The organism is Sphingomonas sp. 22R3R2A-7 (genome assembly GCF_036856055.1).
GTDB lineage: Bacteria > Pseudomonadota > Alphaproteobacteria > Sphingomonadales > Sphingomonadaceae > Sphingomonas.
In genome coordinates this window covers 2978573-3003889 of sequence record NZ_JASPFR010000001.1, presented here as the reverse complement: position 1 = coordinate 3003889, position 25317 = coordinate 2978573, and the positions used below count along the sequence as shown (strand labels likewise).

Genomic DNA, 25317 nt, shown 5'->3' with positions numbered 1-25317 from the left:
CGTCGTCCTTATGCAATCACGGTCGTAAGTTGGAGCGCATGCAGCGTGCCGCCCATATGGCCGCCCAGTGCATCGTAAACGCTCTTGTGCTGCTTCACCCGGCTTAGCCCGGCAAAGCTGCTGCTGGTCACCTTCGCGGCGTAGTGATCGCCGTCGCCCGCCAGATCGGTAATCTCGACCTGCGCGTCGGGGATCGCTGTACGGATCATCAGTGCTGATATCATCGGCAGTCATCGGCATCGGGCTACTGAGCCTCCATAAGTTGACGGCGCGCCTCGATCATCTGCTGCGCCAGCGCACGGCGCACCGTCGCTTCGTCGTGATCGAGCCCCGCCGCGGTCATATCTCCAACCAGTTTGCGGACGACATCGTCATCGCCGCCGCCCTCCAGGTCGGCATGGACGAGCGCGGTCGCATAGGCGTCCGCTTCCTCGCGGGTCAAACGCATCTCTGCCGCAGCCCACTGACCAAGAAGGCGATTCCTGCGCGCCGTGATCCGGAAAGCCATTTCCTCGTCACGCGCAAACTTCGCCTCGAAAGACCGTTCGCGATCGTCAAAGCTCGTCATGGCGGTTGTTTCCCCTGCGGCGTCTCGGCGCTTGAGATAGGTAGCACCCAAGGTGAACGCAATAAATTGGTTCCCGGCTGGAACAAACCCGGTCGATTAACCATATTATGAGACGGTCACGTGACACAGCACACGGACATGGAGAGCATGATGGCAGGATCTCATATTTTGCACGCGTCGGGCCATCGGTCCGTGTCAGCCAGCCTCAGCCCATCCGCTCCGACCTCGAAAAGCCGGCGTGGTCCGCATGCGATGCAGGGCATGTTCTACGGCGTCGTGCTGTCGAGCGTCCTCTGGCTGCTGATCGCGCTGCTGGTCATCAGCCTGGTGTGATCCGACACCGGCCTGGCCGGATCGTTCTACCTGCCGACCTCGACGACCAGTTTTCCGATCGCGTTACGCGCTGCCATCTTGGCGATGGCCTTGCCGCCCTCCTCGAACGCAAAAACCTCGGTCACGCGCGGCGCGATTTTCCCATCCTTCCACAACGCGAACAGCGTTTCGATATGCGCCTGGTTCGCCTTTGGATCACGCGCGGCGAACGCGCCCCAGAACACGCCGCACACATCGCAGCTCTTGAGGAGCGTCAGGTTGAGCGGCAGCCGCGGGATGCCAGCGGGGAAGCCCACCACCAGATACCGCCCCTCCCAGGCGATCGAGCGCAGCGCCGGCTCGGCATAATCGCCGCCGACGGGATCATAGATGACATCCGCGCCGCCCTTGCCGACCGCCGCCTTGAACTGTTCGGCGAGTGCCTTGGACTGATCCTTGTCGAACGGCGCGCGTGCATAGACCAGCGTCTCGTCCGCGCCCGCGTCGCGCGCTGCGGCGGCCTTTTCGTCCGACGAGACGGCCGCGACGACGCGCGCACCGAACGCCTTGCCGAGCTCGATCGCCGCCAGCCCGACGCCGCCGGCCGCACCCAGCACGAGCAGCGTCTGACCCGCTGCGATATGCCCGCGGTCGAGCAGCGCGTGGATCGTCGTGCCATAGGTCAGGATCAGCGACGCCCCCTCGGCAAAGCTGCGGCCTTCGGGCAGGCGGTACAGCTTGGCCGGGTCGGCGATGACCTTTTCGCACAGGCCGCCATGGCCGAGCATCGCGATCACGCGGTCACCGACCTGCCAGCCCTCGACGCCCTCGCCCACCGCGTCGATGACGCCGGCGATCTCGCCACCCGGCGCGAACGGGCGTTCTGGCTTGAACTGATATTTGTCCTCGATGATCAGGACGTCGGGAAAGTTGATCGCGCACGCCTTGACCGCGATCACGACCTGTCCCCGACCGGCGACCGGATCGGGTAGTTCGGACAATGTCAGAGTTTCAGGTCCGCCCGGCGCCGTCGACAGCAATGCCCGCATATCCGCTTTTCCTCTCCAGCCAGGGGCGGTGTTCGACCACCGCCTCCTCGAATTTAGAAATCGCGGTATCCCTTGCCAGTGTCAGACCGACTTCGTCCAGCCCCTCGATCAGGCACTGGCGGCGAAAGGGATCGAGTTCGAAGGTGAAACGGTCCTGGAACGGGGTGGTCACGGACATCGATTCGAGGTCGATCGTCACCGGATCGGTCTTTGCGACCTCGACCAGCCGGTCGACCGCCGCCTGCGGCAGGACGACCGCGACGATGCCGTTCTTGAACGCGTTGCCCGAGAAGATGTCCGAAAAGCTCGGCGCGATCACCGCGGTGATGCCCATGTCGGCCAGCGCCCAGGCGGCATGCTCGCGACTCGAACCGCAGCCGAAATTGTCCCCGGCGATCAGGATCGGCGAGCCGGCGAATTCGGGATCGTCGAACAGGTTGCCCGGCTGCGCGCGGATCGTCTCGAACGCGCCGCGGCCAAGCCCCGTGCGCGTGATCGTCTTGAGCCAGTGCGCGGGGATGATGACGTCGGTATCGACGTTCTTCGCGCCCCACGGATAGGCCCGCCCCGATACCGTCGTGACCGGCCTCATCGCGCGCTGGCCGCCGTTCGTCCGCCGCTGGCCTCCGGGCCGGCCGCAATACGCGCGGTTTCGTGCCCGAGCGTGCCGGGGACGGTCCGCGCCGCGGCCATGTACGCGGCGACGCCGCTCACCACCGCGCCTGCCATCAGCAGGATCATCACACGCTTCATACTTCGCCCCTCATCAGATCACGCACGTCGCTCAGATGGCCCGTCACCGCTGCCGCGGCGGCCATCGCGGGCGACAGCAGATGCGTTCGCGCACCCGGCCCCTGCCGCCCGACGAAATTTCGGTTGCTCGTCGATGCGCAGCGCTCGCCCGGCGGCACCTTGTCGGGGTTCATCGCGAGGCACATCGAACAGCCCGGTTCGCGCCATTCGAACCCGGCGCTGGTGAAGATCCGGTCGAGCCCCTCGGCCTCGGCCTGCCGCTTAACCAGCCCCGACCCGGGCACGACCAGCGCGCGCACCCCGTCGGCGACGTGGCGGCCATTGGCGATCGTCGCTGCCGCGCGCAGATCCTCGATCCGGCTGTTCGTGCAGCTGCCGATGAAGACGTGCTGGATGCTGACGTCCTGCATCGCCGTCCCCGGCGTCAGTCCCATATATTCGAGCGACTTGCGCGCCGCCGCCTGCTTCGACGGGTCGGCGAAGCTCATCGGATCGGGGACATGGCCGGTGATCGGCACGACGTCCTCGGGGCTCGTCCCCCAGGTCAGCCCGGGCGCGATGTCGCTCGCCTGCAAGATGACCGAGGCGTCGTAGCGTGCGGACGGATCGCTCGGCAGCGTACGCCACCAGGCCAGCGCGCGCTCCCACGCCTCACCCGACGGCGCCATCGGGCGTCCCTTGATATAGGCAAACGTCGTCTCGTCGGGCGCGACGAGGCCAGCACGCGCGCCCGCCTCGATCGACATGTTCGCGACCGTCAGGCGCCCCTCGATCGACATCGCGCGGATCACGTCGCCGGTATATTCGAGGACGTGGCCGGTGCCGCCTGCCGCGCCCAGCCGGCCGACGATCGCGAGGATCACGTCCTTGGGGCTGACGCCGAACCCGAGCACGCCGTCGACGCGGACCTCCATCGTCTTCGACTGGCTCAGCAACAGCGTCTGCGTGGCGAGGACATGCTCGACCTCGCTCGTCCCGATCCCGAACGCCAGCGCGCCGAGCGCACCATGTGCCGACGTATGGCTGTCGCCGCATACCAGCGTCGAGCCAGGCAGCGTAAAACCGAGCTCGGGGCCGACGACATGGACGATCCCCTGCTCCGCCGCGGTCGCGTCGATATAGTCGATGCCGAACTCGGTCGTGTTCCGGCGCAGCGCATCGAGCTGCTGCGCGCTCTCGGGGTCGGCAATCGGCAACGGCACGCCCGCCGCATCTACCCGCGCCGTCGTCGGCAAATTGTGATCGGGCACCGCGAGCGTCAGGTCGGGCCGCCGCACGCGTCGGCCGGCGACGCGCAGCCCCTCGAACGCCTGCGGACTGGTCACCTCGTGGACGAGATGACGGTCGATATAGATCAGGCACGTGCCGTCGTCGCGACGCTCGACGACATGCGATGCCCAGATTTTTTCGTACAATGTTTGCGGACGGGAAGCCATGACGCCTCCGTTAACCGATAATAGCTGCCGAGCAAACGCTTGCGGCAATTTTCATGCGTCAATTGGACCGGTCGTGCTTCCCAAGGGATGACGGCCTCCGCTGCGTGGCGATAAGCGTGCTTCCCGAGGCGAAAGCCACGACAGCGCCACCCCTGTCGGCCGCCCCAACCGCCACGCCATCGCCCGGCTGGTTGATTCCCCCGGCGCGATCACCATTTTTCAGCCTGAATTCTTCTGTATCGACGACGATACGTCACCCCCAGATGGTATGATCATGGCAACCGCATTCATCAACGCCGATCCTCTTGCCGAGCCGCTGGCACGCGCGGCTGCGGCCGTTGCGCGCCCGAAGGCCGCGCAGATGGGGCAGGAAGACGGGGCCATGATCAAGGCGGCGGCGACGCTGACGCGCGATCTCCATGCCGCACGTCCGGTCGTGTACTGGACCGACCTGATCGCGTCGGCGGGAATCGGCTATGCGGGGCTCGCGGTGGCGATCGTCGCGACGCCGCTCTGGGCAAAGCTGCTCGGCGGGGTCGTCGCGGTGCTCGCGCTGTACCGCGCGCTCAGCTTCATCCACGAGCTGTCGCACATGAAGCCCAATGCGGTGCCGGGCTTTACCGCCGGGTGGAACATCCTGTTCGGCGTGCCCGTCATGATGCCGTCGCTGATGTACGAGGGTGTCCACACGCTCCATCATGCCAAGACGCGCTACGGGACCAATCGCGATCCCGAGTATATGCCGCTCGCCCGCGGGCCGGTGGTGACGCTCGGGTTGTTCGTCCTGGTGTCGGCGCTGCTGCCGATCGGGCTGATCCTGCGCTACGGCGTGCTCGCCCCGCTGTCGCTGCTGTCGCCCAAGCTGCGCGAGATCGTCGTGACGCGCTATTCGGCGCTGGCGATCAACCCCCAGTTCCGCCGCAAGCCGCCCGAGGGCAACGCGCTGCGGAGCTGGCGTATCTGGGAGACCGCCGCGAGCATTTGGGCGATATCGTTCGTCATGCTGACCGCGACGGGTGTCTTCCCGCTGGCGGCATCCGCGACGTTCCTGATCATCGTCTCGGCGATCGCCGTGCTCAACCAGGTCCGCACGCTTGTCGCGCATCTCTGGGAGAATGAGGGCGATGCGATGAGCATTACCGACCAGTATCTCGACAGCGTCAACGTCCCGCCGCCCGGCCTTCTGGCCGAAGTATGGGCACCGGTCGGGCTGCGCTATCACGCGCTGCACCATTTGCTCCCCGGGCTGCCCTATCATGCGCTGCCCGAGGCGCATCGCCGGCTCACGGGGGAACTCGGCGACGGTTCGTCCTATCACCGCGCGAATTATTCAACGCTGTCGGGGCTGGTCGTCAATCTCGTCAAGGCGTGCCGGAATGCCGTGCGTGCGTGATCGCCCCGGTATCGCTTGACGCCGTAGCACGCTAAGCCCCGCGTGGACCCGTTTCGATCCGCGCCGGAGTGCATGTGTGATACCGAAAATCTACCATCAGTGGATCGACTGGATCGGCGACGGCACCGGCCTCCCCGACACGATTCTGCATATCCATGCCGGCATGGCGTTGCTGATGATCGCACGGCTGATCACGCGGCGCTCGTTCGGGACGTTCATCCCCTGGACCGTCGTCGCCGCTGGCGAGGCGTTCAACGAGGTCATGGACCGGCTGAACTATGGTTCGTGGCGCTGGGACGATACGCTGCTCGACATTGCCAACACGATGTTCTGGCCGACCGTCATCTGTCTGGGCGTCCGCCTGCGCCCCATCATCGCAAAGCGCGGATGACCTCGGCGACAGCGTAACTGGCGCGCCGTCGAAAAGCCCCGTCCCGGAGGGGGCGGAGCCTTTCGATCGTACCTGCGGCGAGACGGGCGACGCGTTCCCCTAAAGCCGTCTCAGGCGGCCTTCGCGAGTTCGATATAGCGTTGCAGATGATGGTCCTCGTCGCCGAGCTGGTGGTCGATCATCACCAGCCGCTTGGCATAGTGCGACACCGCATATTCCCACGTCATGCCGATCCCGCCGTGCAGCTGGATCGATTCCTCGGCCACCAGCGCGCCGGTCCGGCCGATCGTGTATTTCGCCGCGGCCAGTGCGCGGTCGCGCGCCGTGACGTCGTCGCCGTCGAACGCGGTCGCCGCGTTGATCACCGCGGACTGCGCCTGCTCGATCTCGAGCAGGACCGTTGCCATGCGGTGCTGGAGCGCCTGGAACTTGCCGATCGGCACGCCGAACTGCTTGCGGTCGCGCAGATAGCCGAGCGTGGCCTCCTTGACGAAGTCCATCGCCCCGACCGCCTCGGCCGATAGCGCGAGCAGCCCGGCACCGACCGCGGCGTCGACGACCGCCTGCCCCTGCCCCTCGCTGCCGATCCGCGCATCGGCTGCGACCGTCACGCCGTCGAACGAGACGTCGCCCGCCGCGCCGCCCTCGACGGTGTTGTAGCTGCGCACCGAAACGCCGGGCGACTTCGCATCGATCAGCAACACCAGCGGATCCCCGTCCTGCTCGACCGTGACGACGAGGAGCGACGCCGCGCCCGCCTGCTGCACGACCGCCTTCGATCCGCTCAGCGTCCAGCCATCGCCACTTGGCGTCGCGGTGACCGGGGTTGCGCCGTCTTCATGCGCGAACGCCGCGATCGTCTCGCCCGACACGATGCCCGCCAGCGCGGCGTCGTGCCCGCCGCCCGCGGCGAGCGCCCGGCCCGCCATCAGCGCGCCGAGAAACGGCTCGACCACAAGCGCGCGGCCGAGCGCCTCGAACACCACCATGATGTCGAATCCGCTGCCGCCGAAGCCGCCCGCGGCCTCGTCGAACAGCGCCGACACGATCCCGAGTTCGTTCAATTGCGCCCAGACCGCCGGGTCATACCCCGCCTCGCCATAGGCACCGGCGTTGCGCGTCTCGATGGGATAGCCGTCGCGCAACGCCCGGACGAGCGTGTCGGCCAGCATCCGGCGGTCATCGCTATGTTCGAAGTTCATGTGCTCAGAGACCCAATATGGCTTTGGAGATGATGTTCTTCTGGATCTCATTCGATCCGCCGAAGATCGACAGCTTGCGATTGTTGAAATAGCTCGGCGCCGCCATCGCCGCGTCCTCCGGGCCGACGTCCTCGCCGTTCCAGCCGGCCTCCAGCGCCTCGGGTATGTAAGGCGCGGCATAGGACCCATAGGCACGCCGGGTCAGCGCGGTGATCTCCTGGCGGATCTCGGTGCCCTTGATCTTGAGCATCGAGCTCTCCGCGCCGGGCGCACCGCCGCCCGCAACCGCGGCCAGCACGCGCAGGTTCGTCGTCTGCATGTTGGCGAGGTCGATCTCGACCCTGGCCATGCGCGCCGCGAACAGCGGGTCGTCGGCGAGCGCACGTCCGTTCTTCCGCTGCGACTGCGCCACCTCCTTCAACCGCTCGAACGACGCGATCGAGAAGCCGACGCCGGCGATGTTGGTGCGTTCATAGGTCAGCAGGTACTTGGCATAGGTCCAGCCCTGGTTCTCCTCGCCGACGAGGTTGGCGACGGGCACCTCGACATCGGTGAAGAACACCTCGTTCACTTCCTGCTCGCCGTCGATCAGCGTGATCGGGCGAACCTCGATGCCGGGCGACTTCATGTCGATCAGCAGGAAGCTGATGCCCTCCTGCTTCTTCGCGGCGGGATCGGTGCGCACGAGGCAGAAGATCATGTCGGCATGCTGGCCGAGTGTCGTCCACGTCTTCTGCCCGTTGACGACATAGACGTCGCCACCCTCCCGCGTCTGGCGAACTGCGGTGGTCTTGAGGCCCGCGAGATCGGACCCCGCACCCGGCTCCGAATAGCCTTGGCACCACCAGTCGGACCCGTCGAGGATGCGCGGCAGCCACGTCTGCTTCTGTTCCTCGGAGCCGTATCTGATCAGGACCGGACCGAGCATATTGACGCCGAACGGCACGACGCGGGGCGCGTGCGCGAGCGCGGATTCGTTGTCGAAGATGAAGCGCTGGATCACGCTCCAGCCCGGGCCGCCCCATTTTTCGGGCCAGTGGTTCGCCAGCCAGCCGCGTTCGTTCAGGATCGCGTGCCATTCCTCCATGTCCGCCTTGCGCAGCCGCTTGCCTTCACGGACGAGCGTCGACAGTCGGGCGGGAAGTTTTTCGCGGAAGAAGGCGCGAACCTCGTCGCGGAACGATTCTTCCTCGGGCGTGAAGCTGAGATCCATGACCATGTGACTCCTTGTGCTGGAGACCATGTGCCACAAAGATCGACCGAATTGAAGGACCGGTATGGTCGAAATCGTACGAAGTGTCGGCGGTATGTCGCAGGTTAATTCGGGCGGTATCGCGCCTGCCCGCCCCGGCCGGCATCCTGACTTTCGTCAGGATGACGGATGGGGGCGGGCAGCCACGCCCGATCAGAAGCGGTAGCTGAGCCAGCCCGCGAGGAAGTCCGAGTTCTTGTAGTTCGCACGGGTCAGCGCAGGCCCCGCGATCAGATGCTCATAGCGCCCGGTGAACGACAGGCGCGAGGTGATCGGATAGACCGCCTGGAACCGGATCGTGTCGGCGATCTTGCTGCCCGAGACATTCTGCGTGCCCGCAAATGCCGTGCCGTTGGCGCGGTAGACGGCATCGCTCTGCGTATCGCGCCACGACAGCTGGTATTCGGCCGTCAGGCGCAGCTTGTCGAACACGCTGAAGCTGACGTTCGGCGCAACCGCGATCAGGTTGGTCGGCGTCGCGAACAGCTGATAGCTGTAATAGATGTTGTTGCCGAACGGCGCGAGCGCGGTGCGCAGCGTGCCGTTGCCATAGGCGCCGCCGCCGCTTGCATAATCCGCGTGGAAGCCGACGCGCGGCGCGTTGCGGCCCTTGCCCAGCTTGTAGGTCTGCGCGAGCAGGATCAGCCATGCCTCGATCGAGCGATTGTCATAGCTGCCGCCCTGGTAATTGACCGTCCAGTCGAGATTGACCGGTCCCGCATCGCCCCAGAAATGCAGCCCGTAGAAATTGCGGACTTCGCGCGCATTGTCGGTTCCCCAGACCGCGTTGCGATTGCGCAGCCGCCAGAGAAACGGGTCGAGATAGAGCTTCGAACCACCGAACAGCGTGTCGGGCAGGACGATGCCGGTCGAGATGCCCGAGAAACGCCGGGCGCTTTCCGCATCGTCGTCGCGCGTGCCCTGCGTGCCGTACGCGGTCGGCTTGAAGTCGAACACGTCGGCGCGCACGTTCTTGGCCCGCGCCCAGCCGCGAAAGCCGTTGAACCCGAAATACAGCGTGTTGTTGTCGCGCGGCACGACCAGCAGGTTCGGGCCGTCGGCAAAGGTCTGCCGACCATAGCGGACGCCGACATCGACATCCGCGACCGTCCCGGTCAGATCGACGAACGCCTGCTGCACCGCGAGCTTGTTGCGCAGATTGGGCAGCACGTTGCCGAGATTCTCGCCCTTGAGCGTGCCGTGCGCGAGTTCGCCATAGAAGCGCAGATGCTCGCCGACGTGCAGGTCCGCGCCGCCGAACAGACGGAGAATGTCCTGACGCTGCGCTTCGCTGTCGCGGAGATTGGGGTTGGTGGTGTGGTTGACGCGCAACCGCGCCTCGCCCGACAGCGTCAGGTACACGTCGCCGTCGCCCGCGATCGAGATGAATTTCAGCTGGTCGATGATGTCCTTGCGCTTGGCCGGATCGCGCAGCTTCGACCAGTCCTCCGCCCAGCGCGACTGGTTGTAGCCGCCCGCGGTGACGCCGTCACCGACCGCGGCATTGGGATAGCTTTCGGAAATCGGCGACGCCGCGTTGGTGCTGGCGGCATCCTTGGACACGGGGCCGAGCCGTTCGCGCGCCTTGGGCGACGCGGTCTGGGAGCGGCCTGCTGCGGCGCGGCCTGGGCCAGCGCCATCGCGGGAAGGGTCGCGACGGCAAAGCCCGCCGCGTGGCGCACGCGGCGCATCATCATCGAGGTCATATAAGCTGTCCGGTACTGGTCGCGGGGCCGGCGCGTGCCGGCCCCGTCGGGATCAAGCGGCAGGAACCGCGGCGGTGGCGACCGGCGCCGGTGCGAGTTCGGGCAACTTGCCCGAAAGCGCCGCGTCGAGCTTGTCACGGTCGAGCGCGCCTTCCCAGCGCGCGACGACGATCGTCGCGACCGCGTTGCCGATGAAGTTGGTGAGGCTGCGGCACTCGCTCATGAAGCGGTCGACGCCGAGGATCAGCGCCATGCCCGCGATCGGCACGGTCGGGACGATCGACAGCGTGGCCGCCAGCGTGATGAAGCCCGCGCCGGTGACGCCGGCGGCCCCCTTGGACGAGATCATCGCGACGACGAGCAGCAGAAGCTCCTGCCCCAGCGTCAGGTCGGTGTTCGTCGCCTGCGCGATGAACAACGCCGCCAGCGTCATGTAGATGTTGGTGCCGTCGAGGTTGAACGAATAGCCGGTCGGCACGACCAGCCCGACGACCGACTTCTCGCAGCCCGCAGCCTCCATCTTCTGGATCAGGTTCGGCAGCGCGGCTTCCGACGAGGACGTGCCGAGCACCAGCAGCAGTTCGGCCTTCAGATACTTGATCAGCTTGAAGATCGAGAAGCCCGTCAGGCGTGCGACGGTGCCGAGGATGACGACCACGAACAGCGCCGCAGTCAGATAGAAGGTCGCGACCAGTGCACCGAGATTGGCGAGGCTGCCGATCCCGTATTTGCCGATCGTGAACGCGATCGCGCCGAACGCACCGAGCGGGGCTGCGCGCATCAGGATGCCGACCAGCTTGAAGACGATCAGGCTGAGGCGCTCGAGGAAGTTCAGCACGGGCTTGGCAGGCTCGCCGACGAGGCTCAGCGAAATGCCGAACAGGATCGCGATCAGCAGGATCTGCAGGATGTTGCCGTCGGTGAACGCGCTGACCATCGTGTCCGGGATGATGCTCATCAGGAACCCGGTGATCGTCGTCTCATGCGCCTTCACGGTGTAGTCGGCGATGCCCTTGGTATCGAGCGAGGCGGCGTCGATGTTCATCCCCGCGCCCGGCTGGACGACGTTGGCGACGATCAGGCCGACGATCAGCGCAAGCGTCGAGAAGAACAGGAAATAGGCGAACGCCTTGCCCGCGACCCGGCCGACCGAGCCGAGTTCCTTCATCCCGGCGATACCGGTGACGAGCGTGAGGAAGATCACCGGAGCGATGATCATCTTCACCAGCTTGATGAAGGCATCGCCCAGCGGCTTCAGCGCCGCGCCATAGGTCGGGTAGAAATGGCCGAGCGCCGCGCCCAGCACGATCGCGATCAGCACCTGGATATAAAGCTGGCCCGTCCAGCGTTTCCGGCAGGGCGTTTCCGCGACCGCATATGCCTGGGATGGAATCGTCAACATCGCCTCCTGAAGTCGCACCAGCTTGTGCTGGCGGTATCTGAGGGACGTAATGCCGTGCCGGACCTGACACTTCAACCACACGACCAGCACCTGATAAACCCGCGGTTTTGCGCCATTTTTCGCCATACCGGCATTTCCAATGTGCGGATTTTGCACCATTATGCGGATGGCGCGCACCCAATGTGTGTGATAATCCGCACAAAATGACGTGGACGCGATCGGCTCTTTTCAGCGCGGCAATGACCGTCCTTCTCGCCTTCGTTCTGCTTGGCGTGATGGTCGCGGGCACGGCATCGATCTATGGCCGCCGCGCGGTCGCGGATGCCGCCGCGACGGTCCAGATGGCCGCCACGCAGCAGACCCGGACCAACCTCCAGCTGCTCGAGGCGGAGCTCCAGACGTATCGATTGCTGCCGATCATGCTCGGCGAATATCCCGACGTCCGGGCTGCTCTCGAATCGGGGCGCGTGGATGCCGCGCTGAACCAGAAGCTCGCCCTGCTCGCCGAACGGACGGGCGCACCGGTGATCTACGCGCTGGACAGCCAGGGGATGACGATCGCCGCATCGAACGCCGCGCGCCGCGACAGCTTCCTCGGTCACAATTATCGCTTCCGCGAATATTTCACCGAGGCGATGGCGTCGGGTGCGACCGAATTCTTCGCGCTCGGCAGCGTCAGCGGGCGGTCCGGACTCTATCTCTCGCGGCGGATCGACCGCGGCGGCAAGCCGCTCGGCGTGGTCGTGGTGAAGGTCGAGTTCGACAAGATCGCCCGCGCCTGGATCCGGTCGCACATGGCGACCTTCGTCGTCGATCCCGACGGCGTGATCCTGATCTCCAGCGATCCCAGACTGCAATTCCATACCACCCGTCCGCTATCGCCGCGCCGCCGCGCGCTGCTCGCGCGCACGCGCCAGTTCGGCTCGATACGGCTCGTCCCCGCCCCGTTGACGATCGCCGGCGAGCGGTCCCGGCTGCCCGATGGCACGCCGGCGGTGACGGTGTCGCTGCCGGTGCCGATCGCGGGCTGGCGGCTTGTGCACATGGAGCCGCTCGACGTGGCGCTTCGCGTCGCTGCGACGCGGACGCGCTGGGCGACCGCGCTGGCCGGATTGGCGACGATCGCGACGATGGCGGCGGCATGGTGGGTCTATGCGCGGCGCAAGCGCAACGCCGGCGCGCGCGCGGAGCTCGAGGCGGAGGTCGCCCGCCGTACCGCCGAGTTGCGCGCGACCGCCGAACGATTGCAGGTCGAGGTCGAGCAGCGCGAGGCGTCCGACCAGCGCTTCCGTCAGGCACGCGAGGAACTCGCGCACGCGAACCGCGTGGGCTCGATCGGAACGATCACCGCCAGCGTCGCGCACGAGATCAACCAGCCGGTCGCCGCGATCCGGACGTTCGCCGACAATGCCGCCGCGTTTCTCGAGCGCGGCGAGCCGGCACGCGCGGCGACCAATCTCCAGTCGATCGTCGACCTGACCAGCCGGATCGGCGCGATCACCGCGGGGCTCCGGCGCTATGCCCGGCGAGGGGCGGGATCAATCGGCCCGGTTGCGCTCGACGCGGTCATCGACGGTGTCCGGCTGCTGATCGGCGACCGCTACCGCGCGAAAGGCGTCACGCTCGCGCTGCCAGACGGGCCCGAGGCGCGGCTGACGGTGATCGCCGGGCGCGTGCGTCTCGAACAGGTGCTCGTCAACCTGCTCCAGAACACGCTCGACGCGGTCTCGGAGCGGCGCGATGCCCGCGTCGACGTGACGATCGGGCGCCGCGGTCGCGACGTCGTGCTGACCGTCGCCGATAGCGGCCCCGGCATTGCCGCCGACATCGCCGACCACCTCTTCACGCCGTTCGCGACCAGCAAGAAGGACGGGCTCGGCCTGGGCCTCGGGATCGCGCGCGACATCATGACCGAGTTCGGCGGCACGCTCGACCTCGTTCCCTCATCCGAAGGTGCCATCTTCCGCATGATCCTGGTGAAGGCATGAGCGACCAAGCGCGAACGGAACAATCGATCCTGCTGGTCGACGACGACGACGTGCTGCGCGGTGCGCTCGAGCAATCGTTCGAGCTCGCCGGCATCTCGGTCATCGCCGAGCGCGATCCGGTCGCGGCGCTCGCGCGGATCGATGCCGGGTTCGACGGTGCGGTCGTCTCGGACATCCGCATGCCCAAGATGGACGGGCTCGAGCTGTTCCGCCGGATCGCCGCGATCGACCACGAGATTCCCGTCCTGCTGATGACCGGCCACGGCGACGTCGCGATGGCGGTCGCCGCGCTCAAGAACGGCGCGTTCGACTTCATCCCGAAGCCGTTCGCGACCGATCACCTGATCGCGGGCGCACGCCGGGCGCTCGACATGCGCCGGCTGGTCCTCGACAATCGCCGCCTGCGCGCCGCCGCCGAGGAGACGATCGGTGCCGAGCCGCTGATCGGCGAGACCCCGGTCATGATCCGCCTGCGCGACACGATGCGCCAGATCGCGCAGGCCAATATCGACGTGCTGATCGAGGGCGAGACCGGGACCGGCAAGGAGCTCGTCGCGGTTCTCCTGCACCGCTGGAGCAACCGCCGTTCGCGACCGTTCGTGGCGGTCAACTGCGCGGCGTTGCCCGACGTCGTCGCCGAGATCGAGCTGTTCGGCCATGACGGCGATTCACGACTGCCGCGCACCGGCCGGATCGAAGCGTCGAACCGCGGCACGCTGTTTCTCGACGAGATCGAGAGTGTGTCGTCGACTGTCCAGGCGCGGTTGCTGCGCGTGCTCGAGGAACGCGAGGTGATGCCGATCGGCGGCGACCTGGCGCGCGCGCTCGACCTTCGCGTGATCGCGGCGTCGAAGCCCGGGCTCGATCACGCGGTCGAGGCCGGGCGGTTCCGGGCCGATCTGCTCTTCCGGCTCGATGCCGTGCGATTGCGGATCCCGCCGCTGCGCGAACGCCGTGACGACGTGCCGTTGCTGTTCGGGCACCTGCTCCACCAGGCGGCGGAGCGGTTCGGTCGCGAGGTACCGACGATCGACACCGCGACGCTCGCCTATCTCGGGCAGCACGACTGGCCGGGCAACGTCCGCGAGCTCGACAATCTGGCCAAGCGACTGGTGTTGCGCGTCGAAGCCGACGAACCGGATGCCGAGCATGCCGACATGCCGTTGCCAGCGCGCGTCGACAAGTTCGAGGAGGCGACGATCCGTACGACGCTGCGACAGGTCAGCGGCGACGTACGTTCCGCGCTCGCCGCGCTCGGCATCCCGCGCAAGACCTTCTACGACAAGCTGAAACGCCACGAGATCGACGTCGAGGCCTATCGCCCGACCAAGTCCCAACCGTCATCCTGACGACAGTCAGGATCCAGAGTCACAAGGGACGGCGATCATGGCTCTGGATCCTGACCTTCGTCAGGATGACGGCGGTCACGAGCACAGCGCGGGGTCAGGTCGGAATGACCGGCGGCACCCCGCCCTGCCGCGTGGCGACGAACCGCGCGAGCGGTGGCCCGATCAGCAGCACGCCAAAGAACCGCATGACCTGCAACGCCATCACGAACGGCACGTCAACCGGGCTCGACGCGGCGATGATCGCGACCGAGTCCATCCCGCCCGGGCTCGAAGCGAGATAGGCGGTGACCGGGTCGATCCCCGCCCAGCGCGTCAGCGCCGCCGCGATGCCACCGCAAAATACGATCAGCAGCCCGACCGAAAGCAGGATCCGCGGCATCGCCCTGCCCGCCACGCGGAGCGTATCGCGCGTGAACGACAGCCCGATCTTCCACCCTACCACCGCATAGCTGATCGCGAGCAGCCATTGCGGCAGCACCGGCTGCGCAACCCCGGTGACGTTGAGCACCCCCGCCAGCACGAGCGATCCGAGCAGCGCGCCTGCCGGCAACCGCAGCAAGACGCCGACCGCCGCGCCCACGCCCGCGATCGCCACCGTCCGCAGCACCGCGACCGGATCGACGCTCGCGAACCAGGTCGCCGCCGGGTGATGCCCGCTGCCGCCGCCGACCATCACCGCCGCCAGCACGGAGGCGACGACCGCGACGCACACGACGCGCGTATAGGTCATCACCGCGACCAGCCGCGAGTCGGCGCCGTACGCCTGCGCCATCAGCACCATCGCGCTCGCCGCCCCAGGCGTCGATCCCCACACCGCGACCGTCCCTGGCAACACCTGCCAGCGGCTGAGCAGATAGCCGAGCACGCTGCTCGCCGCGAGCGTCGCGACATTGACCGCGAGAAACACAGGCCAGTGATCCGCGACCGTCGCGACGATCCCGATGGTGATCGACCCCGCGATCAAGGTTCCGACCGCCGCCTGCGCGCTCCGGAAGGCCAGCAACGGGACGCCCAGCGACCAGCCGCGCACCGCGAGCGCGACCGCTGCGATCATCGGTCCGAGCAGCAGCCCCGCGGGCAGTCCGATCAGTTCCAGCGCCCCCGCAACGAGCGCCGAGAGCGCGATCAGCAGAAGCCAGCGCCAGATCATGGATTGGTGGCGAACCAGATAACGTGGCGCGCGCCGCCCTTGCGCGTCGCGCGTGCGACGACTTCGTCGACCGCAAAGCCGGCCTCGTCGAGCCGTCTCGCGAACGCCTTGCTCGGCGCGGCGGACCAGACCGCCAGCACCCCGCCGGGCCGCAACGCCGCGCGCGCGCGCGCCAGCCCCGCCGCGCCGTAGAGCCGGTCGTTACCCGGCCGCGACAGCCCGTCGGGCCCGTTGTCGACATCGAGCAGGATCGCGTCCCACCCGCCCTCGGCGATCGCCGCGGCGACATCACCCTCGAAGATCCGTGTGCGTGGGTCGCTCAGGCTGTCGCCGTGCAGCGCCGCCATCGGCCCGCGCGCCCATGCGATCACCGCAGGAACGATCTCGGCGACAGCAACTTCGGCATCGGGTTCGAGCCGCGCGAGTGCTGCACGGAGCGTGAACCCCATGCCGAGCCCGCCGATCAGCATCCGCACACCCGGCCGCGCGCCGATGCGATCGCACGCCTGCTCGGCAAGCGCCTCCTCCGACCCGCTCAACCGGCTGTTCATCAGCTCGTTCGCGCCGAGCATGATCGAGAATTCGGCACCGCGCTGGAACAGCCGCAGCTCGCCACCACCGGGCACCTGCGCGGTGTCGAGGCAGATCTCGCGGGATCATGCCGACCACGCCGCGATATCGTCCTGCTCGCCGATCAGCGCGAGCCCGTGCGCGATCGACGTCAGCTCGCCGCCGCTCATGATCGCCGCGTCGCCGAACCGCTCGGTAAAGATCCGCCGCACGCGCGGGATCAGCGACGATCCGCCGGTCAAAAACACGCGGTCGATCTCGGCGCTCCCGACGTTCGCCACCGCCAGCGCGCGGTCGACGGTCGTCTCGATCCGCGCGATGTCGTCCGCGATCCAGCCCTCGAACTGGTCGCGCGTCACGTCCGCCTCGATCTCGAGCCCGGCGCCTGCAAAATGGAAGTGCGCGTCCTCACCGGTCGACAACGCACGCTTGAGCGATCCGACCGCATCGTAGAGCGGATAGCCGAGCTCGTTCTCGATCACCGCGATCATCCGCCCGATCGCGTCGGGATCGACCGCGGTCTTCTGCAATCGCTCGAGCTCGGTCATCGTCTTGCGGTTGCGCATCAACGCCAGCCTGGACCAGTCCGCGAAATCGGCGAAATAGGCGCGCGGGATCTCGAGCTCCTTGCCGAACGACTTGTACGCGCCGCCCTTGCCCAGCATCGGCAGCACCAGCCGGTCGAGGATGCGGTAGTCGAACCGGTCGCCGGCAATCCCGATGCCCGCATGGCCGAGCGGCGTACAGCGTCGCGCCGCCCCCGGTTCGGCGACGCGCACGACCGAGAAGTCGCTCGTGCCGCCACCGAAATCGGCGACCAGGATCGTCGCCGGCTCGGTCAGCCGCGTCGCATAGCTGTACGCCGCACCAAGCGGTTCATAGACATAATGGATCTCCGCGCCGAAGCCCTTGAACATCGCGTCGTAGCGCGTCCGCGCGAGCGCCTCGTCGGGCCGCGCGCCGGCATATTCGACCGGCCGCCCGACGACGATCCGCTGCGGCCGCGTGTCGAGCCTGCCGCCCGCATGCGCAATGAGCTTGTCGAGGAACAGCTTGCCCATCTCCTCGAAGCGATAGCGCTTGTCGAAGACCGAGGCCTGTTCGAACGTCTTCATCGCCGCGACCGACTTGAACGACTGGATGAACCGGCTGTCGAGCGGATATTCCATATACTCCGCGATCGCCCACGGCCCTGCATCCGACGCGAGCCCCTTGCCGCTGTCGTCCTGCCAGAAGCACAACGCGGAGCGGAACACCGGGCTGGTCTCGGCAGGTGCGGCAAACGTCACCAGTTCGGGCGCGCCACCGGGTGTGCCCAAAGCCACGACGCTGTTGGTCGTGCCGAAGTCGAGCCCCAGGGCGGGGCCGGCGGCTGCGGTTGACATGAAACTCTCCAGGGACCGGATGGCGCCCGCCTATGGCGACCGGGGGGCGGGATGGCAACCGGTAAAGTGGGTTTCAGGTGAACCCCGCGCCGTCACCGCTCAGCGCGCGACCATCGTCCTGATCCGCGCCGCCAGCACGTCGAGCGCGAACGGCTTGGTGATCATCTCCATCCCTTCGCCCAGAAAGTCGCCGCGAACCGCGGCCTTTTCGGCATAGCCGGTGACGAAGAGGATCTTGAGACCGGGCCGATGGCGCCGCGCGACCTCGGCAAGCTGGCGGCCGTCCATTCCGGGCAGGCCGACGTCGCTGATCAACAGGTCGATCCGCGCGCCATCCTCGAGGATCGGGATCGCCGCACCCGCGTCCCCCGCTTCGAGCACTGCATAGCCGAGGCTGCCGAGAATATCGACGATCAGCATGCGTACCGCGACATCGTCCTCGACGACCAGCACGCATTCGCCATTCGCGCGCGGCAGGTCCTGCTCGACGGCCTTGGTCGCGACCGCCGCGCTCCCGTGGAAACGCGGCAGGTACAGCCTGACGGTCGTGCCCTTCCCTTCCTCTGAATAGATCCCGACATGCCCACCCGACTGGCGTGCGAAGCCATAGATCATCGACAGCCCCAGCCCGGTCCCCTGCCCGATCGGCTTGGTCGTGAAGAACGGGTCGAACGCCTTGGCAATCACCGCCTTCGACATCCCCATGCCGGTGTCGGACACCCCGATCGCAACATAATCGCCCGGCGCGAGATCGTCGATCGCATCGGTATACTGCGCGTCGAGATGCGTGTTCTCGGTCTCGATCGTCAGCCGCCCGCCGTTCGGCATCGCATCGCGCGCGTTGATCGCGAGATTGAGCAGCGCGCTCTCGAGCTGATTGGCGTCGGTCGTGACGGGCCAGGTTCCGTCCTGTCGCCGGATCTCGAGCCCGGCATTCTCGCCGAGCGTCCGCGACAGCAGATCCTCCATCTCCGCGATCAGCCGGTCGACATCGGTCGCCTTCACGTCGAGCGACTGGCGGCGCGAAAACGCGAGCAGCCGCTGGGTCAGCCCCGCCGCGCGCTGTGCCGACACCGTCGCCGCATCGAGATAGCGGTCGACCTTCTCCGCGCGCGGTTCCGGGACGTTGCGGCGGACCATGTCGAGCCCACCCAGAATGCCCGTCAGCATATTGTTGAAGTCGTGCGCGATACCGCCCGTCAGCTGTCCGACCGCCTCCATCTTCTGTGCCTGGCGCAACGCGTCCTCGGCCCGCGCGAGCTGTTCCTCGCGCGCCTTCTCCGCGGTGACGTCGCGGCCAACCGCGTTGATCAACCCGTCGCCCGGGCGCGCCGCCCAGCTGATCCAGCGATAGCTGCCGTCCTTGTGACGATAGCGGTTGTCGAACCGCGCGAGGGTCTCACCGCGCGCAAGCCCTGCCGCCGCGTCGCCCGTCCGCCCGACATCGTCGGGATGGAGGAGGTCGAACAGCGACATCCCGACGATCTCGTCCACGCGCCACCCTAGCATGGCGAACCAGGCCGGGTTCGCCGCCGCGATCGTCCCGTCGAACGTCGCGCGCAGCATGATGTCGGACGACAATTCCCAAAGCCGGTCGCGATCCGCGGTCGAAACCACCACGGCTTCCTCGAGCCCCTCGTTGATCGCGCGAAGCTGGCGCTCGACCGCCTTGCGCGACGACTGGTCGAGCATCGCGCCGATCATCCGTACCGGCGCCCCCGCCTCGTCGCGAATGACATAGCCGCGATCGAGCACGTCGGCGTAGCTGCCGTCCGCACGCTCGAAGCGATATTCGTCGACCCAGTCGCTGCCGTCGCCATCGATGATCGCATGGATGCTGGCATCGACGCGGCCGCGATCATCGGGGTGGATATGCCGCAGCCACCAGTCACCGGTCAGTTCGACCGTCGCGAGGTCGTGCCCATAGGCCCGCGTCAGCGCCTCGTTCCAGACGAGCTGGTCGCGGCGCAGGTCCCAGTCCCAGATCGCATCGTTGGTCGCGCGGCTCGCGAGTCGCAACCGCTCGCTCGTCTCGCGGAGAACCGCCTGCGCGCGGCGATCCTCGGTGACGTCGACCACCGTGCCGATCAGCCTGACGGGTTCGCGATCCTCGAAAAACGCGACCCCATGCGCTGCGACATGCCGCTCGCAGCCATCGATCCGGCCGATCGTCCGGTATTCGGCATCGAACCGCCGCGATCCGTCGGGATCGAGCGCGCCCGCGACCACCGCATCCAAGCGGCTGCGATCGTCAGGGTGGAGGCCACCGAGGAATACCGCATAGTCGACCGGCGCTTCCGCGGGCAGGCCGAACAGTTCGCGGCACCGCGAATCCCAGTTCAGCCAGCCCGTGCGCGGGTGGAAATCGAACCGCCCGAGCCGCGCGACGCGGGTCGCAAGCTCGAGCTCCTCGCGACTTTCGGCGAGTGCGATCTCATTGCGGCGGCGCTCGCTGATGTCGTTGAACAGCACCGCGACATGACGCAGTTCGGGCGCGTCGACGCGGTAGGCATAGACTTCGTACCACCGGTCATCGAGCACTGCCGCGGGATCCTCGAACCGGAGCGACTCGCCCGTCGTCGCGACGTGGCCATACCGGTCGAACCAGTGCTGCTCCATATTCGGCGCGAGCTCGCGCATCGTCCGGCCGATGACGTCGTCGAGCCCGGTGTTGCGGTGGAACGCCTGATTGACCTCGACGAATCGATAATCGACCGGCCGGTCGCCGTCGAACAGCATCTCGATGACGCAGAACCCGGCATCGATCGAGTCGAACAGCGACCGATAGCGCCCCTCGCTCGCCTTGAGTGCGAGCTCGGCGCGGAGCCGGTCGACCGCATCCATCGTGCGCAGCGCGACATCCTCGACCAGCGCCAGCTCGGCCTGACTCCAGTGTCGCGTACCATCCTCGTGCGCATACAGGATCGCCGCGAGCACGCCGTCGCGGATCAGCGGGACCACGATCAGCGCGCAGATGCCGATCTTGGCCCAGGTCTCGGAATTGACCGGGTCGGCCGAGCGCGGATCATTGTGACAGTCGCTGACGAAGACGGTTCGGCCGCCGCGAAGCTCGTCGAGCACGCCCGCACCGAGCGCGGCGAGCACACACGGCTCACCGGCGAGACTCGGCAATGCGCCGCTGGTCCAGTCGCCGCTGCCGTGGATCACGACACCCTCGCCGGAAACCTCGCCATAACCGCAGCGCGCGACACCCAGATGCGATCCGAGTGCGGCAGCGGCGGCGGCCATGATATCGTCCGGGCGCCGCATAACGCGAAACAGATCGACGAGCGCCAGTTGAAACGCTTGCCGTGCCAAGAGTTCGTCACGATCGAGTAAGCCGGAGCGCATAATCCCTGCTTGCCCGGTGCAACCGGCAAAGTCGAGTGATCCGCGTCGGTTATACTCTTTTGAGTTTCACCAGTGCTGCATCGAGTGCCGAGAGAAAACTCGACCGGTCGGTCTTTGAGAAAGGTGCGGGCCCGCCGATCACATCACCGCCGGCGCGCAGATCGGCCATGATCGCACGCGTCGCGATCGCGCCGCCGATCGAACTCGTCGTGAACGGCTTGCCGGTATTGGCGAGCACGGTCGCGCCCGCCTTCACGCAGCGGTCGGCGAGCAAAATGTCCGCGGTGACGACCACCGTCTTCGCGTCGGCCTGCTCGGCGATCCAGTCGTCGGCCGCGTCAAACCCGTCGCTGACGACGACGCGGCTGATCAGCGGATGGACGGGGATGCGGAAATGGCTGTTCGCGACGATCGTCACGGGGACTTCGTGGCGCCACGCGACCTTGTAGATCTCGTCCTTCACGGGACACGCGTCGGCGTCGACGAGGATGCGGAGCGATGATGGCGTGTCGGTCATGGTCATGCCACGCCCTACCCCCTCGTCATCCTGACGAAAGTCAGGATCCAGGATCAAGCAGGACCGCGTCCGCGGCGCTGGATCCTGACTTTCGTCAGGATGACGGAGCTAGGGGCGGCGGCACCAGCGCACCGTGCGCAATCCGCAAAACCGATACCCCTCGATCCTCCCCGCCAGGGGGAGGTGGCAGGCGCAGCCTGACGGAGGGGGCGGTAAAGGCAAACCGCCGTTGCGGGTCCGCCCCCTCCGTCACCTTCGGCGACACCTCCCCTTGCGGGGGAGGATCGCAACACCTCAGCTGCGCTCGCGATTCCCGCGATACGGCGCCTTGCGCGCCGGAGCCGGACCGCCACGTGGCGCCGAACGATGCAGCGTCGAGCGCGGACCGCTCGCATTGCTGCGACCGCCGCCGCCGCCGTCATGCCGCGCACCGCTCTCGGGCGCGCCCTGCATCGCCTCGATCGCGACGCCGCTCTCCTCTTCGCCCGCTTGCGCGGTGCGCTGGATCGCCGCCGAGAAGCGCGACGCGACGGCGCGCGGAATCTCGAACGCGGTCTCGTTCGGGCCGATGCGGATCGCACCGATCTCGGACTTGGTGATGTGCCCGCGACGGCAGATCAGCGGCAGGATCCAGCGCGGATCGGCATTCTGACGACGACCGATGTCCATGCGGAACCAGACGGTGTCCTCGAAGCCCGCGCGCGGCCCCTGCGACCGATCGTCGCTGACCGACTGCTTGCTCTGATCGATCAGGTCCTCGGCCTGCGGCATCGTCGCGCGGTGCATGTGCACCAGCGCGGCGGCGATATCCTCGGGCGTCTTCTCAGCCATCAGGCGGACGGCGAGTGCGCGATCCTCATCCTCGACCTCGACCGGCTGCAACAGCATGCCGATCAGCCGCTCGTGATCGTTCTTGCGGATGTCCTCGGCGGTCGGGGCATTGACCCATTCCGCGTTGATCTTGGCACCGCGGAGCATCATGTCGACGCGACGGCGACGCGGGAACGGCACGATCAGGACGGCGGTGCCCTTCTTGCCCGCACGACCCGTACGACCCGAGCGATGCTGGAGCGTCTCGGCATCGCGCGGCAGCTCGACGTGCACGACGAGGCTGAGCGTCGGCAGATCGATGCCGCGTGCAGCAACGTCGGTCGCGACGCAGACACGCGCACGGCGATCGCGCAGTGCCTGAAGCGCCGCGTTACGCTCGTTCTGCGAATGCTCGCCCGACAGCGCGACCGCGGCAAAGCCACGCTCGACCAGGCTGGCATGCAGATGGCGGACGTTATCGCGAGTCGCGCAGAACAGCATCGCCGTCTCTGCCTCGTGGAAACGCAGAAGATTGATCACCGCATGCTCGATCTCGGACGGCGAGACCGTGACGGCCTGATACGAGATGTCGCCATGACCGCGATCCTCGCCGACGGTCGAGATGCGCAGCGCGTCCTTCTGGTAGCGCTTGGCGAGCGCCACGATCGGCCGCGGCATCGTTGCCGAGAACAACAGCGTACGGCGCTGCTCGGGCGACGCGTCGAGGATCTGCTCGAGATCCTCGCGGAAGCCCATGTCGAGCATCTCGTCGGCCTCGTCGAGCACCGCGACCTTCAGGGCCGACAGGTCGAGCGCGCCACGCTCGAGATGATCGCGCAGACGGCCGGGCGTGCCGACGACGATATGCGCGCCGTGCGCAAGGCTGCGACGCTCCTTCGACGCGTCCATCCCGCCGACGCAGGTCGAGATGCGCGCACCGGCCTTGGCATAGAGCCACATCAGCTCGCGGCTGACCTGGAGCGCGAGTTCGCGCGTCGGTGCGATGCAGAGCACGAGCGGCTTGTGCGGCGCCGGCAGGCGCTGGACGCCGTCCTCACCCGCTTCACCCAGCAGTTCGCCGGCCATCGCCAGGCCGAACGCGACGGTCTTGCCCGACCCGGTCTGCGCCGACACGATCAGGTCGCGACCGACCGCGTTCTCCTCGATCACATGCGCCTGGACGGGGGTCAGCGCGGTATAGCCACGCGCGGCGAGCGCTTCGGAAAGAAGCGACGGAATATTTGAAAAAGGCATGTACGTCCTAATTGGTGGCCGGCTTGACGCTACGGCAAAGCACTGGCGTGGTGGTCCCTACAGGACTTGGCCCGCGGCCCACCCGCTCGCCCATGCCCATTGGAAGTTGTAGCCGCCGAGCCACCCTGTGACATCGACCGCTTCGCCGACCGCATACAGGTTTTTTACGCGTTTGGCTTCCATTGTTTGCGAAGAAAGCTCAGCAGTGCTGATTCCCCCGCCGTCACCTCCGCCTTGGCATAGCCCTCGCTGCCATTTGGCGTGAATTGCCAATGACTTAGAGCGCGTTCGGCGTCATGCAGCTTGCGGTCGGTGAGCGTCGAGATCTCCCCCGTCATCCCCAGCCGCTCGCTCAACGTCTCCGCGAGTCGGTCGGGCAACGTCCCCCCGAGCAGTTTGCGCAGCGTCGCGCGCGGCGTGGTGCGCTTGGCCGCGGGGAGCCAGCCGGAATCGCGGTCGGGGACGAAATCAATGCCCACCGGCTGGCCATGCCGCCAATAGGACGACGCCTGCAGGATCGCCGGGCCCGACAGCCCGCGGTGCGTGAACAGCGCCGCCTCGCGGAACGCGGTCTTGCCCGCCGATGCGACGACGTCGGCGGCGACACCCGACAGTTCGCGGAACAGGATCTCGTCGCCGCCAAGCGTCAGCGGCACCAACGCGGGCCGCGGCTCGACCACCTTCAATCCGAATTGCCGCGCGAGATCATAGGCAAAGCCGGTCGCACCCATTTTCGGGATCGACGGTCCGCCGGTCGCAATCACCAGCGCGGGCGCGGTGACCGCGCGGCCATCGAGCGCCACGCGGTAGCCGCCGTCACCCTGCTCGACCGCGGTCACCGCGCGCCCGAACGACAGATCAACCCGCCCCTTGTCGCATTCGTCGAGCAGCATCTCGACGATCTGTTTCGCCGAGCCGTCGCAGAACAGCTGCCCAAGTGTCTTCTCATGCCACGCGATCCCGTAGCTCTCGACGAGCGCGAGGAAATCCTGCGCGGTGTAGCGGCCGAGCGCGGACTTGGCGAAATGCGGGTTGGCGGAAATATAGCGGTCGGCCGCGGTGTGCAGGTTGGTGAAATTGCACCGCCCGCCGCCCGAGATCAGGATCTTCTTCCCCGCCTGCTCGGCGTGATCGACAAGCAGGATCTTCCGGCCGCGCTGGCCAGCGACGGCAGCGCACATGAGGCCGGCGGCGCCTGCCCCGAGGATGATTGCGTCGTAATCAGACAAGGTTCGCTCCGTGCGGCGTGGGTCAGCAGCTGCCAATCAAGACCGTTTCCCCGCGAAGGCGGGGACCCGGACTGGGCTCCCGCCTTCGCGGGAGAACAGGGTTGGTGTAGCGCACGCGAAAGCGGCCCTTATAGGCGCCACCTGCTCTCGATAAAAGCACCACCCCGGCGACGGCCGGGGGCCAATTGGGGGACGGCAATGAGGCACGCTGCGCGCCATTACCCCCACCTCCCCAATTGGACCCCGGCCG

The 25317-nt window shown here is 67.1% G+C and carries 20 protein-coding genes and 2 pseudogenes; 5 read left to right on the top strand and 17 right to left on the bottom strand.

Annotated elements, in window-relative coordinates:
* Window positions 1-8 precede the first annotated feature (8 nt).
* Together QP165_RS14315 and QP165_RS14310 are read right to left on the bottom strand one after the other, a co-directional pair.
* Window positions 9-240 (bottom strand): annotated as a pseudogene (locus QP165_RS14315) (BolA/IbaG family iron-sulfur metabolism protein).
* A gap of 4 nt (window positions 241-244) precedes the next feature.
* Window positions 245-568, bottom strand: coding sequence for a DUF1476 domain-containing protein (locus tag QP165_RS14310; RefSeq protein WP_056020591.1), 324 nt, complete (start codon window positions 566-568; stop codon window positions 245-247).
* Window positions 569-760: 192 nt separating this feature from the next.
* On the opposite strand from QP165_RS14310, the gene QP165_RS14305 reads away from it, so the two are divergent.
* Window positions 761-901 (top strand): hypothetical protein, encoded by a 141-nt coding sequence (locus QP165_RS14305; protein WP_333996140.1) that lies wholly within the window; start codon window positions 761-763, stop codon window positions 899-901.
* A 26-nt stretch (window positions 902-927) separates the two neighbouring features.
* Here the strand turns inward: QP165_RS14305 and QP165_RS14300 are convergent, their stop codons facing one another.
* Genes QP165_RS14300 through leuC form a run of 4 tightly spaced genes read right to left on the bottom strand, consistent with a single transcriptional unit; the run spans window position 928 to window position 4118 of the window.
* Window positions 928-1929, bottom strand: a complete 1002-nt coding sequence (locus tag QP165_RS14300; RefSeq protein WP_333996139.1) for an NADPH:quinone oxidoreductase family protein — start codon at window positions 1927-1929, stop codon at window positions 928-930.
* The gene (gene leuD / locus QP165_RS14295; RefSeq protein WP_333996138.1) at window positions 1892-2521 is read right to left on the bottom strand and encodes a 3-isopropylmalate dehydratase small subunit; all 630 of its coding nucleotides are present in this window, start codon (window positions 2519-2521) and stop codon (window positions 1892-1894) included. The genes QP165_RS14300 and leuD overlap by 38 nt, the downstream gene beginning before the upstream one ends.
* Complete coding sequence (locus QP165_RS14290) at window positions 2518-2682, bottom strand: hypothetical protein (RefSeq protein WP_333996137.1); 165 nt, start codon at window positions 2680-2682, stop codon at window positions 2518-2520. The genes leuD and QP165_RS14290 overlap by 4 nt, the downstream gene beginning before the upstream one ends.
* Window positions 2679-4118, bottom strand: coding sequence for a 3-isopropylmalate dehydratase large subunit (gene leuC / locus QP165_RS14285; protein WP_333996136.1), 1440 nt, complete (start codon window positions 4116-4118; stop codon window positions 2679-2681). Before leuC ends, QP165_RS14290 begins: the two co-directional genes overlap by 4 nt.
* Before the next feature lie 274 nt (window positions 4119-4392).
* On the opposite strand from leuC, the gene QP165_RS14280 reads away from it, so the two are divergent.
* Both QP165_RS14280 and QP165_RS14275 read left to right on the top strand, forming a co-directional pair.
* Window positions 4393-5511, top strand: a complete 1119-nt coding sequence (locus QP165_RS14280) for a fatty acid desaturase family protein (protein ID WP_333996135.1) — start codon at window positions 4393-4395, stop codon at window positions 5509-5511.
* Window positions 5512-5587: 76 nt separating this feature from the next.
* The gene (locus tag QP165_RS14275) at window positions 5588-5902 is read left to right on the top strand and encodes a hypothetical protein (RefSeq protein WP_333996134.1); all 315 of its coding nucleotides are present in this window, start codon (window positions 5588-5590) and stop codon (window positions 5900-5902) included.
* A gap of 110 nt (window positions 5903-6012) precedes the next feature.
* On the opposite strand, the gene QP165_RS14270 is transcribed toward QP165_RS14275, so the two are convergent.
* The 4 genes from QP165_RS14270 to QP165_RS14255 form a co-directional block, all read right to left on the bottom strand.
* Window positions 6013-7104 (bottom strand): acyl-CoA dehydrogenase family protein, encoded by a 1092-nt coding sequence (locus QP165_RS14270; protein ID WP_333996133.1) that lies wholly within the window; start codon window positions 7102-7104, stop codon window positions 6013-6015.
* 4 nt (window positions 7105-7108) lie between these two features.
* The gene (locus QP165_RS14265; protein ID WP_333997040.1) at window positions 7109-8317 is read right to left on the bottom strand and encodes an acyl-CoA dehydrogenase family protein; all 1209 of its coding nucleotides are present in this window, start codon (window positions 8315-8317) and stop codon (window positions 7109-7111) included.
* A gap of 192 nt (window positions 8318-8509) precedes the next feature.
* Complete coding sequence (locus tag QP165_RS14260; protein ID WP_333996132.1) at window positions 8510-9919, bottom strand: alginate export family protein; 1410 nt, start codon at window positions 9917-9919, stop codon at window positions 8510-8512.
* Between the two features lie 195 nt (window positions 9920-10114).
* Window positions 10115-11461, bottom strand: a complete 1347-nt coding sequence (locus tag QP165_RS14255) for a dicarboxylate/amino acid:cation symporter (protein WP_443019305.1) — start codon at window positions 11459-11461, stop codon at window positions 10115-10117.
* A 242-nt stretch (window positions 11462-11703) separates the two neighbouring features.
* Here QP165_RS14255 and QP165_RS14250 point away from each other — a divergent pair, with 242 nt between their 5' ends.
* Entirely contained in the window at window positions 11704-13452 is a 1749-nt protein-coding gene (locus QP165_RS14250) for a sensor histidine kinase (protein ID WP_333996131.1), read from the top strand.
* Window positions 13449-14801 (top strand): sigma-54-dependent transcriptional regulator, encoded by a 1353-nt coding sequence (locus tag QP165_RS14245; protein ID WP_333996130.1) that lies wholly within the window; start codon window positions 13449-13451, stop codon window positions 14799-14801. Before QP165_RS14250 ends, QP165_RS14245 begins: the two co-directional genes overlap by 4 nt.
* Before the next feature lie 94 nt (window positions 14802-14895).
* Here the strand turns inward: QP165_RS14245 and QP165_RS14240 are convergent, their stop codons facing one another.
* The 7 genes and pseudogenes from QP165_RS14240 to QP165_RS14210 all read right to left on the bottom strand — a co-directional run bounded on the left by QP165_RS14240 (window position 14896) and on the right by QP165_RS14210 (window position 25019).
* Window positions 14896-15951, bottom strand: a complete 1056-nt coding sequence (locus QP165_RS14240; protein ID WP_333996129.1) for an AbrB family transcriptional regulator — start codon at window positions 15949-15951, stop codon at window positions 14896-14898.
* Window positions 15948-16577, bottom strand: coding sequence for a hypothetical protein (locus QP165_RS14235; RefSeq protein WP_333996128.1), 630 nt, complete (start codon window positions 16575-16577; stop codon window positions 15948-15950). Before QP165_RS14235 ends, QP165_RS14240 begins: the two co-directional genes overlap by 4 nt.
* 30 nt (window positions 16578-16607) lie before the next feature.
* Entirely contained in the window at window positions 16608-17906 is a 1299-nt protein-coding gene (locus QP165_RS14230; protein WP_333996127.1) for an Hsp70 family protein, read from the bottom strand.
* 99 nt (window positions 17907-18005) lie between these two features.
* Window positions 18006-21155: a PAS domain-containing protein gene (locus tag QP165_RS14225; RefSeq protein ID WP_333996126.1), complete on the bottom strand. Its 3150-nt coding sequence runs from the start codon at window positions 21153-21155 to the stop codon at window positions 18006-18008.
* Between the two features lie 151 nt (window positions 21156-21306).
* Entirely contained in the window at window positions 21307-21774 is a 468-nt protein-coding gene (locus QP165_RS14220; protein ID WP_333997038.1) for a YaiI/YqxD family protein, read from the bottom strand.
* A gap of 294 nt (window positions 21775-22068) precedes the next feature.
* Window positions 22069-23838, bottom strand: coding sequence for a DEAD/DEAH box helicase (locus QP165_RS14215; RefSeq protein WP_333996125.1), 1770 nt, complete (start codon window positions 23836-23838; stop codon window positions 22069-22071).
* A 57-nt stretch (window positions 23839-23895) separates the two neighbouring features.
* Window positions 23896-25019 (bottom strand): annotated as a pseudogene (locus tag QP165_RS14210) (NAD(P)/FAD-dependent oxidoreductase).
* Window positions 25020-25317: the final 298 nt, after the last annotated feature.